18 protein-coding genes are annotated in these 17635 nt (G+C 63.9%); 4 read left to right on the top strand and 14 right to left on the bottom strand.

All coding sequences use genetic code 11. The features are described from left to right. Positions 1-66 precede the first annotated feature (66 nt). Positions 67-1278, top strand: a complete 1212-nt coding sequence (locus K3178_RS10650; protein WP_221571648.1) for a DUF445 domain-containing protein — start codon at positions 67-69, stop codon at positions 1276-1278. Positions 1279-1280: 2 nt separating this feature from the next. Here K3178_RS10650 and K3178_RS10645 read toward each other — a convergent pair whose 3' ends face one another. From K3178_RS10645 to K3178_RS10635, 3 genes are all read right to left on the bottom strand, one after another. Then, complete coding sequence (locus tag K3178_RS10645; protein WP_221571411.1) at positions 1281-2126, bottom strand: energy transducer TonB; 846 nt, start codon at positions 2124-2126, stop codon at positions 1281-1283. A 127-nt stretch (positions 2127-2253) separates the two neighbouring features. Next, entirely contained in the window at positions 2254-3183 is a 930-nt protein-coding gene (locus tag K3178_RS10640) for an electron transfer flavoprotein subunit alpha/FixB family protein (protein ID WP_221571410.1), read from the bottom strand. Positions 3184-3211: 28 nt separating this feature from the next. Further along, on the bottom strand, positions 3212-3958 hold the full coding sequence (locus K3178_RS10635) for an electron transfer flavoprotein subunit beta/FixA family protein (RefSeq protein ID WP_221571409.1): 747 nt from the start codon (positions 3956-3958) through the stop codon (positions 3212-3214). Between the two features lie 201 nt (positions 3959-4159). On the opposite strand from K3178_RS10635, the gene K3178_RS10630 reads away from it, so the two are divergent. Beyond that, the gene (locus tag K3178_RS10630) at positions 4160-4666 is read left to right on the top strand and encodes a DUF6265 family protein (protein ID WP_221571408.1); all 507 of its coding nucleotides are present in this window, start codon (positions 4160-4162) and stop codon (positions 4664-4666) included. Positions 4667-4682: 16 nt separating this feature from the next. On the opposite strand, the gene sucC is transcribed toward K3178_RS10630, so the two are convergent. Continuing rightward, positions 4683-5882, bottom strand: coding sequence for an ADP-forming succinate--CoA ligase subunit beta (sucC, locus tag K3178_RS10625; RefSeq protein WP_221571407.1), 1200 nt, complete (start codon positions 5880-5882; stop codon positions 4683-4685). A gap of 122 nt (positions 5883-6004) precedes the next feature. Here sucC and K3178_RS10620 point away from each other — a divergent pair, with 122 nt between their 5' ends. Further along, a complete protein-coding gene (locus K3178_RS10620) occupies positions 6005-6787 on the top strand; it encodes a 3'(2'),5'-bisphosphate nucleotidase CysQ (protein WP_221571406.1) in 783 nt (260 codons plus the stop codon). A 65-nt stretch (positions 6788-6852) separates the two neighbouring features. On the opposite strand, the gene K3178_RS10615 is transcribed toward K3178_RS10620, so the two are convergent. Beyond that, a complete protein-coding gene (locus K3178_RS10615; RefSeq protein WP_221571405.1) occupies positions 6853-7551 on the bottom strand; it encodes a YiaD family glycine zipper/OmpA-like lipoprotein in 699 nt (232 codons plus the stop codon). Between the two features lie 145 nt (positions 7552-7696). On the opposite strand from K3178_RS10615, the gene K3178_RS10610 reads away from it, so the two are divergent. Beyond that, entirely contained in the window at positions 7697-9055 is a 1359-nt protein-coding gene (locus K3178_RS10610) for a hemolysin family protein (RefSeq protein WP_345719892.1), read from the top strand. Here the strand turns inward: K3178_RS10610 and K3178_RS10605 are convergent. Genes K3178_RS10605 through gpmA form a run of 9 tightly spaced genes read right to left on the bottom strand, consistent with a single transcriptional unit; the run spans position 9027 to position 17617 of the window. Then, a complete protein-coding gene (locus K3178_RS10605; RefSeq protein WP_221571404.1) occupies positions 9027-9437 on the bottom strand; it encodes a DUF3035 domain-containing protein in 411 nt (136 codons plus the stop codon). The two genes, K3178_RS10610 and K3178_RS10605, sit on opposite strands and share 29 nt — an antisense overlap. Beyond that, positions 9437-9985, bottom strand: coding sequence for a signal peptidase II (gene lspA / locus K3178_RS10600; protein ID WP_221571403.1), 549 nt, complete (start codon positions 9983-9985; stop codon positions 9437-9439). Before lspA ends, K3178_RS10605 begins: the two co-directional genes overlap by 1 nt. 1 nt (position 9986) lies before the next feature. Further along, on the bottom strand, positions 9987-12854 hold the full coding sequence (gene ileS, locus K3178_RS10595) for an isoleucine--tRNA ligase (RefSeq protein WP_221571402.1): 2868 nt from the start codon (positions 12852-12854) through the stop codon (positions 9987-9989). Positions 12855-12895: 41 nt separating this feature from the next. Beyond that, on the bottom strand, positions 12896-13951 hold the full coding sequence (locus K3178_RS10590; RefSeq protein WP_221571401.1) for a glycerophosphodiester phosphodiesterase family protein: 1056 nt from the start codon (positions 13949-13951) through the stop codon (positions 12896-12898). Further along, positions 13948-14874: a bifunctional riboflavin kinase/FAD synthetase gene (locus tag K3178_RS10585; protein ID WP_221571400.1), complete on the bottom strand. Its 927-nt coding sequence runs from the start codon at positions 14872-14874 to the stop codon at positions 13948-13950. Before K3178_RS10585 ends, K3178_RS10590 begins: the two co-directional genes overlap by 4 nt. After that, positions 14871-15362: a dihydrofolate reductase gene (locus K3178_RS10580; RefSeq protein WP_221571399.1), complete on the bottom strand. Its 492-nt coding sequence runs from the start codon at positions 15360-15362 to the stop codon at positions 14871-14873. The genes K3178_RS10585 and K3178_RS10580 overlap by 4 nt, the downstream gene beginning before the upstream one ends. Next, the gene (locus tag K3178_RS10575; RefSeq protein WP_221571398.1) at positions 15359-16426 is read right to left on the bottom strand and encodes a 5-(carboxyamino)imidazole ribonucleotide synthase; all 1068 of its coding nucleotides are present in this window, start codon (positions 16424-16426) and stop codon (positions 15359-15361) included. Before K3178_RS10575 ends, K3178_RS10580 begins: the two co-directional genes overlap by 4 nt. Beyond that, the gene (gene purE, locus K3178_RS10570) at positions 16426-16929 is read right to left on the bottom strand and encodes a 5-(carboxyamino)imidazole ribonucleotide mutase (protein ID WP_247713726.1); all 504 of its coding nucleotides are present in this window, start codon (positions 16927-16929) and stop codon (positions 16426-16428) included. Before purE ends, K3178_RS10575 begins: the two co-directional genes overlap by 1 nt. Before the next feature lies 1 nt (position 16930). Further along, positions 16931-17617, bottom strand: coding sequence for a 2,3-diphosphoglycerate-dependent phosphoglycerate mutase (gene gpmA, locus K3178_RS10565; RefSeq protein ID WP_221571397.1), 687 nt, complete (start codon positions 17615-17617; stop codon positions 16931-16933). Between the last annotated feature and the right edge of the window lie 18 nt (positions 17618-17635).

Raw genomic sequence — 17635 nt, 5'->3', positions numbered from 1 at the left:
GCGGGCCCAATCCAACGATCTGTAAGCACTGGCGGCGGCCCGCTGCCGCCCGACCGTGCGAAGGCCATGCGCCGGACCGCGACCGGCATGTTGTTCCTGATGGCGGTGATCTTCATCGCGTCGGGCCGCTATCTCGATGTGCATCCGGCATGGGGATACGTTCACGCCTTTGCCGAGGCCGCGATGGTCGGCGGGCTGGCCGACTGGTTCGCGGTTACCGCCCTGTTCCGGCGCCCGCTGGGCCTTCCGATCCCGCACACGGCGATCATTCCCGAGAACAAGGATCGCATCGCCGACACGATGGCTGGCTTCCTGCGCGAGAATTTTCTGACCCCTCAGGTCGTCGCAAGGCGCATGGGGGCGATGAACCTTGCCGGGGCGATCGGGAGCTACCTCGCCGATCCCAAGGCCGTCCGCGATTCGCGCGTGCGAGTGGGCGCAGGCGAGCTTGCGGTCGAAGTGCTCGAATCGCTCGATCCCGAACGCCTGGGGACGCAGGTGCGAGCGGGTCTCGCCGCACAGATCGAGAAGCTCGATATCGCGCCGCTTCTCGGCAGCATGCTCGATGCGATGATCGAGGACGGGCGGCACAGGATCATCATCGACAAGATCATCCGCTGGGCCGGGATCGTGCTTGAGGACAACGAGCAGATGGTGCGCGACATGGTGCACAAGCGGGCCAACGCCGTGCTGCGCTTTACCGGGCTAGACGAGCGGCTCGCCAATTCGGTGATCGACGGGCTCTACAAGCTGCTCGCCGAAGTGCTCGTCGATCCGGAGCATCCCCTGCGCGACAAGATCGAGGAAGGCTTGCACGAACTTGCCCGAGGCATGCGCGAAGACCCGGAAATGCAGGCGCGTGTCGAACGGATGAAGGTCGAGCTGCTCAACAACCCGGCGATTGCGCAATGGTGGCAGTCGGTCTGGGAGCGCATCCGCGCGCGCCTCATCAGGAGCATCCGCGAAAGCGGCGGCGCAGGCGGCGGCTACCTCGGCGAGACGCTCGCAGAACTGGGCGGCGCGCTACGCGACGACCTGCGTCTCCAGCAGCAGGTCAACCGCTTCGCCCGCCGCACGGCTGTCGGCATCGCCCAGCGCTATGGCGACCAGATCGTCCAGCTGGTCAGCGAAACGGTCCGCCGCTGGGATGCGACCACGCTGACCGACCGGGTGGAAAGCGCGGTCGGCCGCGACCTGCAGTTCATCCGCATCAACGGCACGCTGGTGGGCGGGCTGGTGGGGCTGACGCTGCATGGATTGATGGAAGCCTTTGGTTAGCACTAGGGCAGCACGTAGCGGATTTGCGATGCGTAATAGGATCGCATCGGGTTCCCATCAGCATCCAGAGCCGGTTCGAACTCTCCACGCCGCATGATCTTGCAGGCTGGAGACTCGAGCTTGTCGAGCAGCGTCACGTTCGACTGCCGACATTCCTCGACCTGTCCGGTCTCATCGATTATCAACAGGAACCGCACGGATCCCTGTTCGCCCTTGCGCAAGGCAGCAGAGGGATAATTGGCGGCGATTCGACGGACTACCCTTTGCGAATTGGTCCATTTCGGTCCGCGCTGCATCGACCTGTGTTGTTCGAGGTCGAGGCCCCAATAGGTGATGAAGTCCTCCGAGCACAGGTTCAGGGCTTCGAGGGCTTTATGGAGGGACGGCAGCTTGAGAACGGCCTTTTCCGCGTCCTCTTGCGCGATTGTAAGAGTCTCTACGTTTGTGAAGCGCTCCGATGCCAGGCGCGGCAATCCTTTGGGCGCCTCGGTCACGCTGCTTTCATTCGTTCCCGTCTCTTCCAGCTCGGCAGGAAAATTCTCGTCGAGCGAGATGCCGGTACTCATGAGAGCGGCCCCGTACCCCTCGAGCGAACCCTGCGTGTGTCGATCCAGAACAATTGGCTCGAGATTTCCGAATTGCAGGCGCACGGGAACCTGCAAATCCAGCTCCTCCATCGCGGGACCGGCGAGGAGAAATCCGACATAGGCGCTAGGTTCGTCCATCTCGAGAAAGAGAATATGTTTGGCAGCGCCTTCGCCGAATTCGCGTGCGAGGCGACATCTTTCATCGCCCGTATCGAGATGCCACTGGCTGGAAGGTTCGAGAACCGGCGGCTCGCTGGCCATCGCTGGCCGACCAGCCATACTGGTAAGCGTGGCGGCCAGTAAAAGAACTGATCCTGGATAACGCATCAAAAGACCCCTTCGAAACGAGAATGCTTCGAAGGGGTCTCGATTGCAACCGTTTGTCTGTTCAGAGCTTTTCGGTCAGTTCCGGCACTGCCTTGAACAGGTCTGCCACGAGGCCGATGTCGGCCACCTGGAAGATCGGGGCGTCCTCGTCCTTGTTGATGGCGATGATGGTTTTCGAATCCTTCATGCCCGCAAGGTGCTGGATCGCGCCGGAGATGCCGATGGCGATGTAGACTTCGGGAGCCACGATCTTGCCGGTCTGGCCGACCTGGTAATCGTTGGGCACGTAGCCCGCATCGACCGCGGCGCGCGATGCGCCGATGCCTGCGCCGAGCTTGTCGGCCAGCGGGGTGATGACCTGCTCGAAAGTTTCCGCGTCCTTCAGCGCGCGGCCACCCGAGACGATGACCTTGGCGCTTGTCAGTTCGGGGCGGTCGCTCTCGGCGATTTCCGCGCTGACGAAGCTCGAGAGGCCTGCATCTGCGGGACCCGAGATTTCCTCGATCGTACCCGAACCGCCTTCGGTAGCGGCCTTGTCGAAGGCCGTGCCGCGCACGGTAATGACGAGCTTTTCATCCGAGCTTTCGACAGTCGCAATCGCGTTGCCGGCGTAGATCGGGCGGGTGAAGGTCTTGTCACCTTCGACCGAGAGGATGTCCGAGACCTGCATCACGTCGAGCAGCGCTGCGACGCGCGGGGCGATGTTCTTGCCGGTGGTGGTTGCGGGCGCCACGAAGGCATCGTGGTGGCCCATCTGGTCGGCGATCAGCGGCGCTACGTTTTCAGCCAGCGCGTGCTCGTAAGCCGCATTGTCGGCGAGATGGACCTTGCCCACGCCCGCGACCTTGGCGGCCTGTTCGGCGACGGCGCGGCAACCCGAGCCTGCGACGATCAGGTGGACTTCGCCCAGCTTACCTGCGGCGGTGACCGCGGCCAGGGTTGCGTCCTTCATCTCGGCATTGTCGTGTTCGACCCAGACGAGAGTTTTCATAAGTCTATTCCTTTCGAAGTCCGGGGTCTTACGCGATGCCGAGCGCTTTGATCTTGGCGACCAGCGCATCGACGTCTTCTACCTTTTCGCCTGCCTGGCGAACCGGCGGTTCGGAGACGTTGGTGGTCTTGAGGCGCGGCGTGGTGTCGACGCCGTAATCGGACGGGCTCTTGGTATCGAGCGGCTTCTTCTTCGCCTTCATGATGTTGGGCAGCGAAGCATAGCGCGGCTCGTTGAGGCGAAGGTCGGTGGTGACGATGGCGGGAAGCGAAAGCTTCACGGTTTCGAGACCGCCATCGACTTCGCGCTTCACGGTGACATGATCGCCGTCAACTTCGACCGTGTTGGCGAAGGTGCCCTGCGGACGGCCCATGAGGGCAGCGAGCATCTGGCCGGTCTGGTTCGAATCGTCGTCGATCGCCTGTTTGCCGAGCATCACGATGCCGGGGTTCTCTTCTTCGGCAATGGCCTTGAGGATCTTGGCGACAGCAAGCGGTTCGACTTCGTCATCGGTTTCGACGAGGATCGCGCGGTCCGCACCCATGGCGAGCGCGGTACGCAGCGTTTCCTGCGCCTTTGCCGGGCCGATCGACACGGCGACGATTTCTTCCGCCTTGCCCGCTTCCTTGATGCGGATGGCCTCTTCGACGGCGATTTCGTCGAAGGGGTTCATGCTCATCTTGACGTTGGCGAGGTCCACGCCCGAGCCATCGGCCTTCACGCGCGGTTTGACGTTGTAATCGATCACCCGCTTGACGGGGACGAGGATTTTCATGCGAGTACCTTCCTCTCGATAGAAACTGTGGCGCCCACCTAGCTTGCGTTTACGTAAACGTCAAGTTGGGCGGGCATCGAATTCTGACCTTTCCTGCCGCTCCCTCGCCCGCGTAAAACCGCAGGTCAAGCGCGACGGACGTTCACCTTTACTATCCCTCAATTCGGCAATAGTTTCGGCTCCCGAGGGAGGAAGTGCACCATGCGCGTCTGGCCGATTGTTTCCGCATTGCTTTTGCTTGGTTCGCCGCTCGCAGGCCAGGAGACGCGTGTCGCACCCGACGACCACGTGCCCCCACCCGCCGGCGTCGAACAGATGGACTGGCTCGTCGGCCAGTGGGTCGGGACCGGAATCGGCGGCGCTCCCGCGATGGAAAGCTGGCTCCCGCCGAGCGGCGACACCATGGTCGGCACCTTCGTGCAGGAAACAGGCGAGGGGGGCATCCGCTTCAGCGAAATCCTCTACCTGATGGAAGAAGAAGGCACGCTGGTCCTGCGGCTCAAGCACTTCAACGCCGATCTCACCGGATGGGAGGAGAAGGACAAGATGCTGACCTTCCGCCTCATCGCGGTGGAGGACTGCGCGGCCTATTTCCGCTCGCTCACGCTGCGGTGCGATGGCGAGGACGGACTGCTCGCTGCCGTGCGCATGAAGAGCGCCGGCGACGAGATTAACGAGCTGATTTTCCGTTTCGAACGGATGGAGTAGGCGCTGAAGGCGGCGCTCAGGCCGCCTTTTTCACCTCGGCCACGATCTTGCGGGCGGCATCGCCCAGATCGTCTGCCGGAACGATCGGCAGGCCCGAGTTGGCGAGGATTTCCTTGCCCTTCTCGACATTGGTGCCTTCGAGGCGGACCACCAGCGGAACGTCGAGCTCGACTTCCTTCGCCGCCACCACGATGCCCTCCGCGATCGTGTCGCAGCGCATGATGCCGCCGAAGATGTTGACGAGGATCCCCTCGACCGCCGGGTCCTTGAGGATGATCTTGAATGCTGCGGTGACCTTCTCCGTCGTCGCACCGCCGCCCACGTCGAGGAAGTTAGCCGGGAAGGCTCCGTTCAGCTTGATGATGTCCATGGTCGCCATGGCAAGGCCTGCGCCATTGACCATGCAGCCGATGTTACCGTCGAGCTTGATGTAGGCGAGGTCGTATTCCGATGCTTCGACTTCGGCCGGATCTTCCTCGGTCTCGTCGCGCATCGCTTCCACGTCCTTGTGGCGGTAGAGCGCGTTGCCGTCGAAGCTCATCTTGGTGTCGAGGACGAGAAGATTGCCGTCCTTGTCTTCCACCAGCGGGTTGATCTCGAGCATTTCCATGTCGAGGTCCATGAAGGCGGTGTAGAGCTGTTTCGCCAGCTTCTGGCACTGCTTGTTGGTGTCGCCCGTCAGCTTGAGGGCAAAGGCCACCGCGCGGCCGTGGTGGGGCATGAAGCCCTGCGCCGGGTCGATGGTGATGGTCGTGATCTTCTCGGGAGTCTCGTGCGCGACGTCCTCGATGTCCATGCCGCCCTCGGTCGAAGCGATCATGGCGACCTTGCCGGTAGCGCGGTCGACCAGCATCGAAAGGTAGTATTCGTGCGCGATGTCGACGCCGTCGGTGACATAGAGGCGGTTGACCTGCTTGCCTTCGTCGCCCGTCTGGATGGTCACCAGCGTGTTGCCGAGCATTTCCTTTGCGTTGGCTTCGACATCCTCGATGCTCTTAGACAGGCGGACGCCGCCCTTGGCGTCGGGGCCGAGCTCCTTGAACTTGCCCTTGCCGCGGCCGCCGGCATGGATCTGCGCTTTCACGACATAGAGCGGTCCGGGGAGTTTCTTCGCGCCTTCGACTGCTTCCTCGACAGTCATGGCTGCATAGCCCGTCGGGACGGCGATGCCGTATTTCGCGAGGAGTTCCTTGGCCTGGTATTCGTGGATGTTCATGTCTGTCGCTGATCCTTCGCGCAGGGCCGCGCGTCTGGGGGGATGGGAGTCGCTGCGCGCATAAGCATACGTAGGCCCGCTTGAAAAGTGCGACTTTCGGGTGCAGTGCCCGCGCGCACCCCATGATCGACAGCAAACGCCTCGAATCCATCGTCGCTAGCGCCGGCGAGATCGCGCTCGGCCTGTGGCCGGGGGTGGGGGCCGAGCTCGAGTCGTGGGAAAAAACGCCCGGCAGCCCGGTCTGCGAGGCCGACCTTGCGGTCGATGCCTTCCTGAAACGCGAACTGGGCGCACTGCTGCCATCGGCGGGATGGCTGTCGGAAGAGACGGTCGACGATCCGTCCCGGCTCGAACGCGATCTCATATGGCTGGTCGATCCGGTCGACGGCACGCGCGACTTCATCCGCGGGCGCAAGGGCTGGGCGGTCTCTGTGGCGCTGATCAGCGGCGGGCGGCCCCTGATCGGTTCGCTATGCGCACCGGCACGGGGAGAGGTTTGGCAAGCCGTTGCGGGGCAGGGCGCGACGCTCAACGGCACGAGAATTTCCGCCTCGACCCGGCAGGACTTCGCCGGTGCGCGCGTGCCCGCAAACGACCTGATGAAGCAGGACCGGATGCTCGAAAAAGTGGAGCAGCCCAATTCGATCGCCTTGCGCATCGCCATGGTCGCCGACGACCGCGCCGACCTCGTCGCCACGCTTCGCTGGGGCTTCGAATGGGACATCGCCGCAGCAGGCCTGATCGCGCGCGAGGCAGGGGCGGCGGTGTCGGACAGTTTCGGACGCAAGCTCGATTACAACAAGCGCGACCCGCGTGCGTTCGGCATCATCGCGAGCGCGCCGGGAATCCACGCCGCGACGGTCGACCATCTCTCGGAACGGGCGGAACAGTTCGCCAAGGCATGAAAAAGGGGCCGGACTTTCGCCCGACCCCTTCGTTCTGCGACTTTGCCTGAAGGGCGCCAGTCTCTTTACTGTGCCGCCTGTGCAGCGTTCACATCGTCCTGGTCGAACGGGATGATCTTGATTTCCACACGGCGGTTGAGCGGTTCGTTCACGCCGTCGGCGGTCTTGATCTTGAGGTGCTCGTACTGCTCGCCGTAACCCTGCCAGCGGATACGCGAGGAGCTCACGCCGCGGCTGATGAGGTAGTTGGCGACGGCCTGGGCGCGCTGCTCGGACAGGCGCTGGTTCAAGTCGGTGCCACCGGTGGTGTCGGTATAGCCGTATACGTCGACGAGGCTGTTCGGATACTGGACGAGGTTCGCCGCGACATTGTCGAGCGTGGCGCGGAAGGTCGAATTGATCGTCGCGCTGCCGGTGGCGAAGGTCACGCCGTCGGGCAGGTTGACGAGAATCGCCTCGCCGCCGTCGGTCTCGGTGACATCGACGCCCGAACCTGCGGTCTGCTCCTTCAGTTCCTTGATCTGCTGGTCCATCCGGTAGCCGACGTAACCGCCTGCTGCACCGCCTGCTGCGGCGCCGATGATGCGCCCGGTCTTGCCCCCGATGACACCGCCGAGCAGGCCGCCGGCGACTGCGCCGCCGACACCGCCGAGCACGGTGCGCGAAATCTTCTTCTCACCCGTATTCGGGTCCGTGACGCAGGCCGAGGTGCCCATGAGGGCCATGGCCGAAAAACCTGCGAGGAAAATGCGTGATTTTTTCATGTTGTCTTCCCTTTTTGCGAGCCGGGCATGCGCCCGTTTGCCGTTGGGCGCGCCCACCAGCGTCTCCAATTGTCCCCAACACGCGAATAAACAGCATGTTCCGAGAGAGACTGGCACAGCGGCGCTTTTGTGCTAGCGAGGGTGCGTGACACCCTTTCCCTGGACCGACCTCCTCATCATCGCCGGACTGATCCTGCTCAACGGCATCTTCGCCATGAGCGAGCTGGCGATCGTCTCCGCGCGCACGGCGCGCCTGCGTTCCGCCGCCCATCAGGGCAGCAGCGGGGCCAAGACCGCCATCGACCTTGCAGCGGACCCGGGAAAATTCCTCTCGACCGTGCAGATCGGGATCACTCTCGTCGGCATCGTGGCGGGCGCCTATTCGGGCTCGAGCCTCGGCGGTCCGGTCGGCGAGCGGCTGGCGGCGCTGGGTTTTCCGGCGGAATGGGCCGCCGAGGCCGGTTTTGCCGTCGTGATTGCGCTTACGACCTATTTCAGCCTCGTCATCGGCGAGCTTGTGCCCAAGCAGGTCGCCCTGCGCGCGGCGGTGCCGATAGCGATCACCATGGCGCGGCCGATGGCCCTGCTGGCCAGGGTGGCCGCGCCGGTCGTCTGGTTGCTCGACACCTCATCCGGCGCTCTCATCCGCCTGCTCGGCGTGAAGCCTGCAGGGCAAAGCGCGGTCACTGCCGAGGAACTGCACATGCTTTTCGCCGAGGCAACGCGTACCGGCATTATCGAGAGCGAACAGCACCAGATGCTCGCCGGCGTCGTCCGGCTCGCCGAGCGCCCGGTGCGCGAAGTGATGACGCCGCGGACCGATCTCGACTGGATCGATCTTAATGCCGACGAGGAGGCGATCCACGCGCTGCTGGAAGAAAGCCCGCATTCGGTCTGGCCTGTCGCCGATGGTTCGCCCGACAAGGTCATGGGCCTCGTGCGCGTGCGCGAGGTGCTGGGCGCGCTGCTGGCAGGTCAAGGCGTGCAACTCGAGGCCCTGATGAGAAAGGCGGAGGTCGTGCCCGACCAGCTGGACGCGGTCGACGCGCTGCGCGTGCTCCAGCAGGCCGATATCGCCATGGCCATGGTGCATGACGAATACGGGCACCTGGACGGCATCGTCACGCCGGTCGACCTGCTGACCGCCTTGGTGGGCGATTTCGCCAGCGACCAGGACCCGGACGAAGCGCCCGGTATCGTCGAGCGCGAGGACGGCTCGCTGCTGGTGGCTGGTTCGCTTTCGGCCGACGCGCTCGCCGACCGGCTGGGCCTCGATTATGGCGACGACCGCGAATTCGCGACCGTCGCGGGCTTCTGCCTCGCGGTCATGAAAAAACTCCCCGCCGAAGGGGAGTGGTTCGAGGAACAGGGCTGGCGCTTCGAAGTGGTCGATCTCGACGAGAGGCGAATCGACAAGGTGCTGGTGAGCGAGCTCGACTCGAGGTCCAAGCCCGCCACCGAAGAACTCGAGAAATTTAACCCGGGATCACCGCCTGAGCGGTAGCGCCGTCACCTTCCGGCGCGGCAATGATGTCGCGGGTTACGCTGCCCTTGGCGACGGTGTTGGTGCCTTCCGAACCCACGACCGAACGGATGCCCGGTTCGGCTGCCCCTGCACGGTCGAGCGCGCTGGTTTCGACCGAGCTGCGCTGCGCAGGGCCGCCGAACAGCGCTTCGAGCGTCTGTTCCGCCGCAGTGCCTTCAGCCGGACGCGGTGCGCCCGGTGCCGGGGGCACGAGGTTGAAATCGGGCGGGACCACCAGCGGCGCCTGGCGCTGCACGGCGAATTCGTCGGGCCGGTCGCGGCTGAGGAAGCCGCCGCTGCCGCATGCCGCCAGCATGCACGAGGTTGCGCCAAGAAGGGCGATACGGGTCAGGGTATTCATCAATTGCTCTCCGCGGCGTCTGCCGGCTTGCCTTGCATGAGGTCGTCGACCTCTTCGTCGTCCTTGTCGCGCATGAAGAAGGCGCGGGCAAGGATTATCACTACGCCGATGGTGATAGCTGCATCGGCCACGTTGAAAATGAGGAAGGGGCGGAAATCCCCGAAATGGAGGTCGGCGAAATCGGTGACGTAGCCGAGCTCGTAGCGGTCCTTGATATTGCCCAGCGCCCCGCCGAGGATCATCGCGAGCCCGAGGATGTCGCCGAAAGCCTTTTCGCGGAACATCCAGATCGTCACCACCAGCGCAATCAGCGCGGTCACGCCGACCAGCATCCAGCGCGATTCGAAGCTGTCGGCCTCGAACAGGCCCATCGAGACGCCGAAGTTCTGCGTGTAGCGCAGGTCGAAGAAGGGCAGCAGGTACATGACGTCGCCAAGGCGATCGACGCCCAGCCTCTCGGTCACGAACCATTTCGACCACTGGTCGGCCGCGTAGATCGCGAAAGCGACGGCCACGCCGATCAGGCGCATTTTCAGGAACGGGTTCATGTCAGGCAGCATCCATCTGGGCGACGACCGGTTCGCAGCGATCGCACAGCGCGCCGTCTTCCTCAACGGAAGGTAGCAGGCGCCAGCAGCGGCCGCACTTGTTTTCGTCGGTTCGGGTAACGGACACCTCGCCCTCATCGCTGCGCGTCACTGACGCGGTGATGAACAGCTCGGCGAGATCTTCGTCGGTAAAGCCTTCGGGCACGGCACCGGCAGGAACCACCACGTCGGCCTCGAGGCTCGAGCGGATGGTCTTGTCGCGGCGCAGCGGCTCGATCGCCTCGGTCACGCGCTCACGCAGGGCGCGCAGGGCATCCCAGCGCGCGCCGTCGGCGGTGACGCCGGGGACTGCGGGCCAGTCGAGCAGGTGCACGCTTCCGCCATCGGGATAGCGCGTGGTCCAGGCCTCTTCCGCCGTGAATACCAGCACCGGCGCGGCATAGCGGACGAGCGCGTGGAACAGCAGGTCGAGCACCGTGCGATAGGCATTGCGGCGCGTTGAGTCCGGCCCGTCGCAATAGAGCACGTCCTTGCGGATATCGAAGTAGAAGGCCGACAGGTCCTCGTTGCAGAAATCGACCAGCAGGCGCGTGTAGGTGTTGTAATCGTATTCCTCGAGCGCGCGCTTCAGCTTGCCGTCGAGATCGGCCAGCAGCGCGAGGACATAGACCTCCAGCTCGGGAATCTCGCCCGCATCACCCATGTCGCCGACGAATCCGTCGAGCGCACCGAGGAGGTAGCGGAAGGTATTGCGCAGGCGGCGGTACTGGTCGCCCACGCCCTTCAGGATTTCATCGCCGATGCGGTGGTCTTCGGTGAAGTCGACGCTAAGCGCCCAGAGACGGATGATGTCGGCGCCATACTGTTCCATGACCTTCAACGGATCGATGGTATTGCCGAGGCTCTTCGACATCTTCTTGCCCTGCTTGTCCATGGTGAAGCCATGGGTCAGCACCGCGTCATAGGGCGCACGGCCGCGGGTGGCGGAGCTTTCGAGGAGCGAGGACTGGAACCAGCCGCGATGCTGGTCGCTGCCTTCGAGATAAAGATCGGCGGGCCAGCGCTGGTCGGGCCAGCGGTCGCCTTCCAATGTGAAGGCGTGGGTACAGCCCGAATCGAACCAGACGTCGAGGATATCGGTGACCATCTCGAATTCGTTCTGATCGTGGTCGGGCCCGAGGAATTCAGCCTTGCGAGCCTCGTCCCAGGCATCGACGCCCTGTTCGCGCACGGCTGCGACCACGCGGGCATTGACCTGCGGGTCTTGCAGATACGTCCCGTCGCTGCGGACGAAGAGCGTGATCGGCACGCCCCATGCGCGCTGGCGGGAGAGCACCCAGTCGGGACGGCCTTCGACCATCGAGCCGATGCGGCGGCGGCCCTTTTCGGGATAGAATTTCACTCGCTCGATCTCGCGCATGGCGATTTCGCGCAAGGTCGAGTGGTCCTTGCTGGTGCCCATGGCGACAGCGGCGCCGAAGCCTTCGGGTACGGCCACGTCGAAGTCGCCGGTGTCGAGCGGCTTGTCCATCGGCACGAACCATTGCGGCGTGCAGCGATAGATGACCTTGGCCTTCGAGCGCCACGAATGCGGGTATGAGTGTTCGTAATCGTCGCTGGCAGAAAGCAGCGCGCCGGCCTGGCGCAGGTCCGAACAGATCGGCCCGTCGGGCGCGTTGAAGGTCTTGTTGATCACCGCGCGGCGACGATCGTCGGATGCGCCGAGCCATTCCCAGTCGTCGCGATAACGCCCGTCGCTCATGACCGCGAAGACCGGCTCGATGCCGTGCTCGCGGCAGAGCAGGAAATCGTCCTCGCCATGGTCGGGCGACATGTGGACGAGGCCCGTACCGCTGTCGGTGGTGACGAAATCGCCCGCGAGCAGCGGACGGGGCTTGGCGTAGAACCCGCCGAGACGGTGCATCGGATGGCGCGCGACAGTGCCAGCGAGGTCGGAGCCCTTGATGAGCGTCCCTTGGCGACCTTCGGGACCATGATCGTCATGGATCGGCGGGTTTTCGAGGCGCGAGAACCAGCTCTCGACCAAGTCGTCGGCGATAAGCAGCTTCCAGCCGCCAACATTGAAGAGGCGGTAATCAACCTCAGGCCCATAAGCCAAAGCCTGGTTCACCGGGATCGTCCACGGCGTGGTGGTCCAGATCACCGCATGCGCGCCGACCAGTTCCTCGATCGGCGATTCCACGATCTCGAAGGCCACATCGATCTGGGTCGAGGTGATGTCCTCGTACTCGACCTCGGCCTCCGCCAGCGCGGTTTCTTCCACCGGCGACCACATCACCGGCTTCGATCCGCGATAGAGGTTTCCGGCTTCGGCGAACTTCATCAGCTCGGCAACGATGGTCGCCTCGCTTTCGAACTGCATGGTGAGATACGGATTGTCGAAATCCGCCATGAGCCCCAAGCGCTTCAGCTGTTCGCGCTGAACGTCGACCCATTTCTGCGCATAGGCGCGGCATTCGGCGCGGAATTCGCTCGCCGGAATGGCGTTCTTGTCCTGCTTCTTCTTGCGGAACTGTTCCTCGACCTTCCACTCGATCGGCAGGCCGTGACAGTCCCATCCGGGCACGAAGGGCGCGTCCTTGCCGAGCAGTGTCTGGCTGCGCACCACCATGTCCTTGAGGATGCGGTTCAGCGCATGGCCGATATGCATGTCGCCATTGGCATAGGGCGGGCCGTCGTGAAGGATGAACTTCTCGCGGTCCTTGCGGGCCTCGCGCAGCTCTTGGTAGAGGTTTTCTTCCTGCCAGCGCGCAAGGATCTTCGGCTCCTTCTGGGGGAGGCCGGCCTTCATGGGAAAATCGGTCTTGGGAAGGAAGACCGTGTCTCGGTAATCGCGCTGTTCGGACATAGGTTTGCGCCGTTAGGGGATTTGCGCCTCGCAATAAAGCGTCAATCGCCGCTTGCTGCCCGCCTCCTCTCCAGCGCTGTCTCGCTCGCCTCCCATTCCTCCGGCGTGCGGTCGTCGAAGCGGGAGAAAAGCGCCGGGGCGATCGTGAAGGTATCTTCCACCCAGACATAGCCGTTGAAGCTGGCGGGGATCTCGGTCAGCTGTTCGGGCAGGGTCAGGCCGCGGGGGCGGTTCTCGCCGAAGGGACCGATCACGATGACCCGCCCGCCATGGGCTTCCATCCGCGCGATCAGGCGGTTGGGCCAGCCGGAAAAGGCCCATTGGTAGTTGAGCGGGACGAGCAGGGTTTCCCCCCGGCAGCTTTGCGGCAGATAGCCGGTCCAGCCATAGGCGACATAGTCTTCCGAGCACTTCTTCGCCCCGTCCTGGCTCCAGGCCCAGGCATCGGGATAACGTTCTCGGATCCGTGAAATCGGCCTTTCGTGACCGTAGAATCCGTCGCCCGAGTTCGCCGGGTCGCGACCGGCGTCGGCGAGTTCGCGGGCAACGAGGTCGGCCTCTTTCGGGTTCTTCGACTTGAAGTTGATCATCAGCTTCCCGCGCGGCGGAAGCGCGCGGATGACCTCGGCGAAGGTCGGCATGGCGCCCTTGAATTTGCCCCTGAAGGGGAATGTCTTGCCGCCGTCGGCGGTATAGCCATGGCCAATATCCAGGTCCTTCAGTTCCGCCAGCGTCGCATCGCGGACATCGCCTTCGCCTTCGGTCCGGCAATCGAGTGTCCAGTCGTGGAACACGACCAGTTCCCCATCCTTCGTGGGCGCGATATCGATTTCGACCAGCCACGCGCCAAGTTTCTGTGCGCGCAATACGCTCTCGACGGTGTTTTCGAGATAGGGATGATAAGGCTCGTAGATGCGGTCTGCGGTGCAGGTGTCGCGCCCGAGGCCGGTCCTGTCATACATCTGGTACAGGCCGCGATGCGCGATGAGCTTGGGGGCGCCGACGGGCTCGGGGGCGAGCCAGCTGGCATTTATCAGGCTGAGAGCGAGGAGGGCGACCGCGAAGGCGAGACCTGCCCATTTGAAGGTTCTCTTCATTGCAGGAGGCTTGTCGCCCTTTCGCAATCTTTCTTCATCTGCGCCGTCAATTCTTCCAGGCTGTCGAATTTCGACTCGCCGCGCAGGAAGTGGTGGAAGGCGACTTCGATTTCCTGTCCGTAAAGATCACCGGAGAAATCGAAGAAATAGGGCTCAAGCAATTCCTTGGGCGGCTCGAATTGCGGGCGCACGCCTATATTGGCCGCGCCTTTGAGTTCCTGCCCGGTCGAGAGGATGCGCCCGGTGACGGCGTAGATGCCGTATCTTGGGCGCAGGTAATGCTCGATGGAGAGATTGGCCGTGGGATAGCCGATCTCGCGTCCGCGCTTGTCGCCATGTTCGACCACGCCGCGAATGGCGAAGGGGCGGGTGAGGAGGCGCGCCGCTTCCTGCGGGTCGCCTGCGCGCAAGGCCTCGCGCACCCGGCTGGAGGACACCGGCTCGCCGCCGTCCATCACCGGATCGACCGCGCGTGCCTCGATACCGACCTCGCGGCCCAGCTCGACCAGCCGCTCGAAATTGCCGCCGCGCGCCTTGCCGAAGGTGAAGTCGCCGCCGGTGACCACGCCCTTCACGCCAAGCTTTTCGGCCAGCAGCACGCGGACGAAATCCTCCGCCGTCGTGCTCGCCAGCTCGCCGTCAAAATGGAACACCAGCATCGCGGTTGCCCCGGCGGAGAGATAGAGTTCCTGCCGCTGCTCGAGCGTCGTCAGGCGGAAGGGCGCGGCATCGGGCTTGAAAAAGCGCACCGGATGCGGATCGAAAGTGGCGATGATGGAGGGACGACCCTCGCTGCGCGCCCAGTCGATAGCTTCGCGCGCCACCGCCTGGTGGCCAAGATGGAACCCGTCAAAATTGCCCAGCGCGATGATTGCTCCGCGCAAACTTTCGGGCAGCGGATCGCGGTGGTCGAGGAACCTCATTCGTCGTTCTCGCCGACGCGGGTGTAGGTGAGGAAGGAATAGGACGGCGCCTCGCCCTCCGCCTCAAAATCCTCGCGTCCGGTGATTTCCCATTCGGGGCCGAGCGGCGGCATGAAGACGTCGCCGTCGAAATCGCGGTGGATTTCGGTCAGTTCAACCTTTTGTGCAAGCGGCATGAAGACATCGAAGATCGCCGCCCCGCCGATAACCGCGACGTCGCCTTCGCCTGCCTTGGCGATGGCTTCCTCGACCGAGCGCACAACTTCCGCACCGGTCGAGTCCCACCGTTCGCGCCGGGTCAGCACGATATGGCGGCGTCCGGGCAAGAGGCCCGGCAAACTCTCGAAAGTCTTGCGCCCCATGATCATCGGGCTGCCCATCGTCAGCGCCTTGAATCGCTTGAGGTCGGCGGGAAGGTGCCAGGGCAGCCGGCCCTGTTTGCCGATCGCGCCATTGGCGGCGCGCGCATAAATAAGGAACAGGCTCATCCGCGCGTTTCGAGCGTGATTTGCGTGAAGTGGCCCATCTTGCGCCCCTCCTTCGCCTCGGCCTTGCCATAGTCGTGGAGGTGCACACGGGCATCGGAAAGCTTTGCCCCAGCGCTCTCGATATCGCTGCCGAGGATATTGCGCATCTCGACCTCAGCGGCGGTGGTGCGCGTATCGCCCAGCGGGAGGCGGGCCCCGGCGCGGATGTGGTTCTCGAACTGGCTCGTGGCGGCTCCCTCGATCGTCCAGTGACCCGAATTGTGCACGCGCGGCGCCATCTCGTTGAAGATCGGTCCCTCGCGCGTGGCGAAGAATTCGAGCGTCAGCACGCCGACATATTTGAGCGCATCGGCGACCTTGCGTGCCAGCTCGCGCGCCTCGCCGACCTGCGCGTCGATGTCCTCGCCGGCCGGGAAATGCGAGGCGGCGAGGATGCCGCCCTCATGCACGTTGCGCGTGGAATCCCAGAAGCGGATCTCGCCCTCTCGATTGCGCACGAGAATGATCGAGAATTCGGCATCGAATTCCACGAAACCTTCGTAGACGCAGGGGACTTCGGGCACATTCAGCGCTTCGGCCTCGTGGCCCGAACCGATGCGCCACTGGCCCTTGCCGTCATATCCGTCGCGCCGGGTCTTGAGGATACCGGGCGCGCCTAGTCGGTCGACGGCGGCCACGAGGTCGTGCGAGGAATCTACCTTGGCATAGGCCGCCGGCCTTCCGCCGAGCCCCTCGATAAAGCGCTTCTCGGCGAGCCGGTCCTGAGCTGTTTCGAGTGCGAGCGGGTCGGGATAGATCTTGCCCTGGTCGATGGCGCGCGCGGTTTCGACGGGAACATTCTCGAATTCCCAGGTGACCACGTCGCAGCGCTCGGCGAAGGCGGCGAGGGCGGCTTGATCGTCCCATTCGGCGGTAACGAAACCGGTGCTGACCGCGCCGCCGACATTGTCGCCTTCGGGCGCATAGCCGATGACCTTGTAGCCCAGTTGCGCAGCGCTCGTCGCCATCATCCGGCCGAGTTGGCCGCCACCGAGGATACCGATGGTGGACCCGCGCGGCAGCATCAGTCTTCGGGCCTCTCGGTGACCGCATCGGTGCGCGACTGGCGCCAGTCCTTGAGCCGACCGGCCAGCGTCTCGTCGCCATTGGCGAGGATCGCGGCGGCCAGCAGGCCCGCATTGGTCGCCCCCGCCTCTCCGATGGCGAGCGTGCCCACCGGCACACCCGCAGGCATCTGCACGATGGAAAGCAGGCTGTCCTGTCCGGAAAGAGCCTTCGATCTCACGGGAACGCCAAGCACGGGAATATGCGTCAGCGCGGCGATCATGCCGGGAAGATGCGCTGCCCCGCCTGCGCCCGCGATGATGACGTGGAAGCCCTCGCTCTCCGCGGACTTGGCGAAATCATACATCCGGTCGGGCGTGCGGTGTGCGGAGACGATGCGCACATCGCTTGCCACGCCCAGTTCCTCGAGCACCTCGGCGGCGCACTTCATGGTCGACCAGTCCGACTGGCTCCCCATGACGATTGCAACCGCAGCCTTCTTTTGGGCCTCCCCCTGGCTCATCTCATGCGTCCTTCAGATAATACCGTTCGCCCGTGGGCGTGGTGCCGTCGAAGTCGTAGACGATCGGCTGGCCGGTCGGGATTTCGAGGCCGGTGATCTCGTCGTCAGAAATCTTCGACAGGTGCTTCACCAGTGCGCGTAGCGAATTGCCGTGGGCCGAGATGATCACCGTCTCGCCCTTGCCGAGCAGGGGCAGGATTTCCGCTTCCCAATAGGGCAGCACACGCTCGATGGTCAGCTTCAGGCTCTCGGTCTTCGGTACGTCGATCCCGGCGTAGCGCGGGTCGTCCGAGAGGTCGAACTCGCTCCCCGCTTCAAGCTCGGGTGGCGGCACGTCGAAGCTGCGGCGCCAGATATGCACCTGCTCGTCGCCGTGCCTGTCGCGGGTTTCCTGCTTGTTGAGACCGGTAAGGCCGCCGTAGTGACGCTCGTTCAGGTGCCAGTCGCGCGTCACCGGAATCCACAACCGGTCGCATTCTTCGAGCGCGATGTTCATGGTCTTGATCGCCCGCTTCTGGACACTGGTAAAGGCGGTGGTGGGCAGCACGCCCTTGGCTTTCATCAGCCGTCCGGCCTCGCGCGCCTCCTCTTCGCCCTTTTCAGTGAGATCGACGTCCCACCAGCCGGTGAAACGGTTGGCGAGGTTCCACTCGCTCTGGCCGTGGCGGACGAGGATTAGCTTGGACATGCGCGCTCCAGTTTTGCC

The sequence above is a fragment of the Qipengyuania sphaerica genome (assembly GCF_019711595.1).
Classification (GTDB): Bacteria; Pseudomonadota; Alphaproteobacteria; order Sphingomonadales; family Sphingomonadaceae; genus Qipengyuania; species Qipengyuania sphaerica.
This window is presented reverse-complemented; position numbering and strand designations above follow the sequence as displayed.

What these genes read in the sequence shown, in the direction of transcription:
- K3178_RS10650 (WP_221571648.1), top strand. Translation starts at nt 67, where the DNA reads ATGCGCCGGACCGCGACCGGCATGTTGTTCCTGATGGCGGTGATCTTC.
- K3178_RS10645 (WP_221571411.1), bottom strand. Translation starts at nt 2,126, where the DNA reads ATGGCCAGCGAGCCGCCGGTTCTCGAACCTTCCAGCCAGTGGCATCTC.
- K3178_RS10640 (WP_221571410.1), bottom strand. Translation starts at nt 3,183, where the DNA reads ATGAAAACTCTCGTCTGGGTCGAACACGACAATGCCGAGATGAAGGAC.
- K3178_RS10635 (WP_221571409.1), bottom strand. Translation starts at nt 3,958, where the DNA reads ATGAAAATCCTCGTCCCCGTCAAGCGGGTGATCGATTACAACGTCAAA.
- K3178_RS10630 (WP_221571408.1), top strand. Translation starts at nt 4,160, where the DNA reads ATGCGCGTCTGGCCGATTGTTTCCGCATTGCTTTTGCTTGGTTCGCCG.
- sucC (WP_221571407.1), bottom strand. Translation starts at nt 5,882, where the DNA reads ATGAACATCCACGAATACCAGGCCAAGGAACTCCTCGCGAAATACGGC.
- K3178_RS10620 (WP_221571406.1), top strand. Translation starts at nt 6,005, where the DNA reads ATGATCGACAGCAAACGCCTCGAATCCATCGTCGCTAGCGCCGGCGAG.
- K3178_RS10615 (WP_221571405.1), bottom strand. Translation starts at nt 7,551, where the DNA reads ATGAAAAAATCACGCATTTTCCTCGCAGGTTTTTCGGCCATGGCCCTC.
- K3178_RS10605 (WP_221571404.1), bottom strand. Translation starts at nt 9,437, where the DNA reads ATGAATACCCTGACCCGTATCGCCCTTCTTGGCGCAACCTCGTGCATG.
- lspA (WP_221571403.1), bottom strand. Translation starts at nt 9,985, where the DNA reads ATGAACCCGTTCCTGAAAATGCGCCTGATCGGCGTGGCCGTCGCTTTC.
- ileS (WP_221571402.1), bottom strand. Translation starts at nt 12,854, where the DNA reads ATGTCCGAACAGCGCGATTACCGAGACACGGTCTTCCTTCCCAAGACC.
- K3178_RS10590 (WP_221571401.1), bottom strand. Translation starts at nt 13,951, where the DNA reads ATGAAGAGAACCTTCAAATGGGCAGGTCTCGCCTTCGCGGTCGCCCTC.
- K3178_RS10585 (WP_221571400.1), bottom strand. Translation starts at nt 14,874, where the DNA reads ATGAGGTTCCTCGACCACCGCGATCCGCTGCCCGAAAGTTTGCGCGGA.
- K3178_RS10580 (WP_221571399.1), bottom strand. Translation starts at nt 15,362, where the DNA reads ATGAGCCTGTTCCTTATTTATGCGCGCGCCGCCAATGGCGCGATCGGC.
- K3178_RS10575 (WP_221571398.1), bottom strand. Translation starts at nt 16,426, where the DNA reads ATGCTGCCGCGCGGGTCCACCATCGGTATCCTCGGTGGCGGCCAACTC.
- purE (WP_247713726.1), bottom strand. Translation starts at nt 16,929, where the DNA reads ATGAGCCAGGGGGAGGCCCAAAAGAAGGCTGCGGTTGCAATCGTCATG.
- gpmA (WP_221571397.1), bottom strand. Translation starts at nt 17,617, where the DNA reads ATGTCCAAGCTAATCCTCGTCCGCCACGGCCAGAGCGAGTGGAACCTC.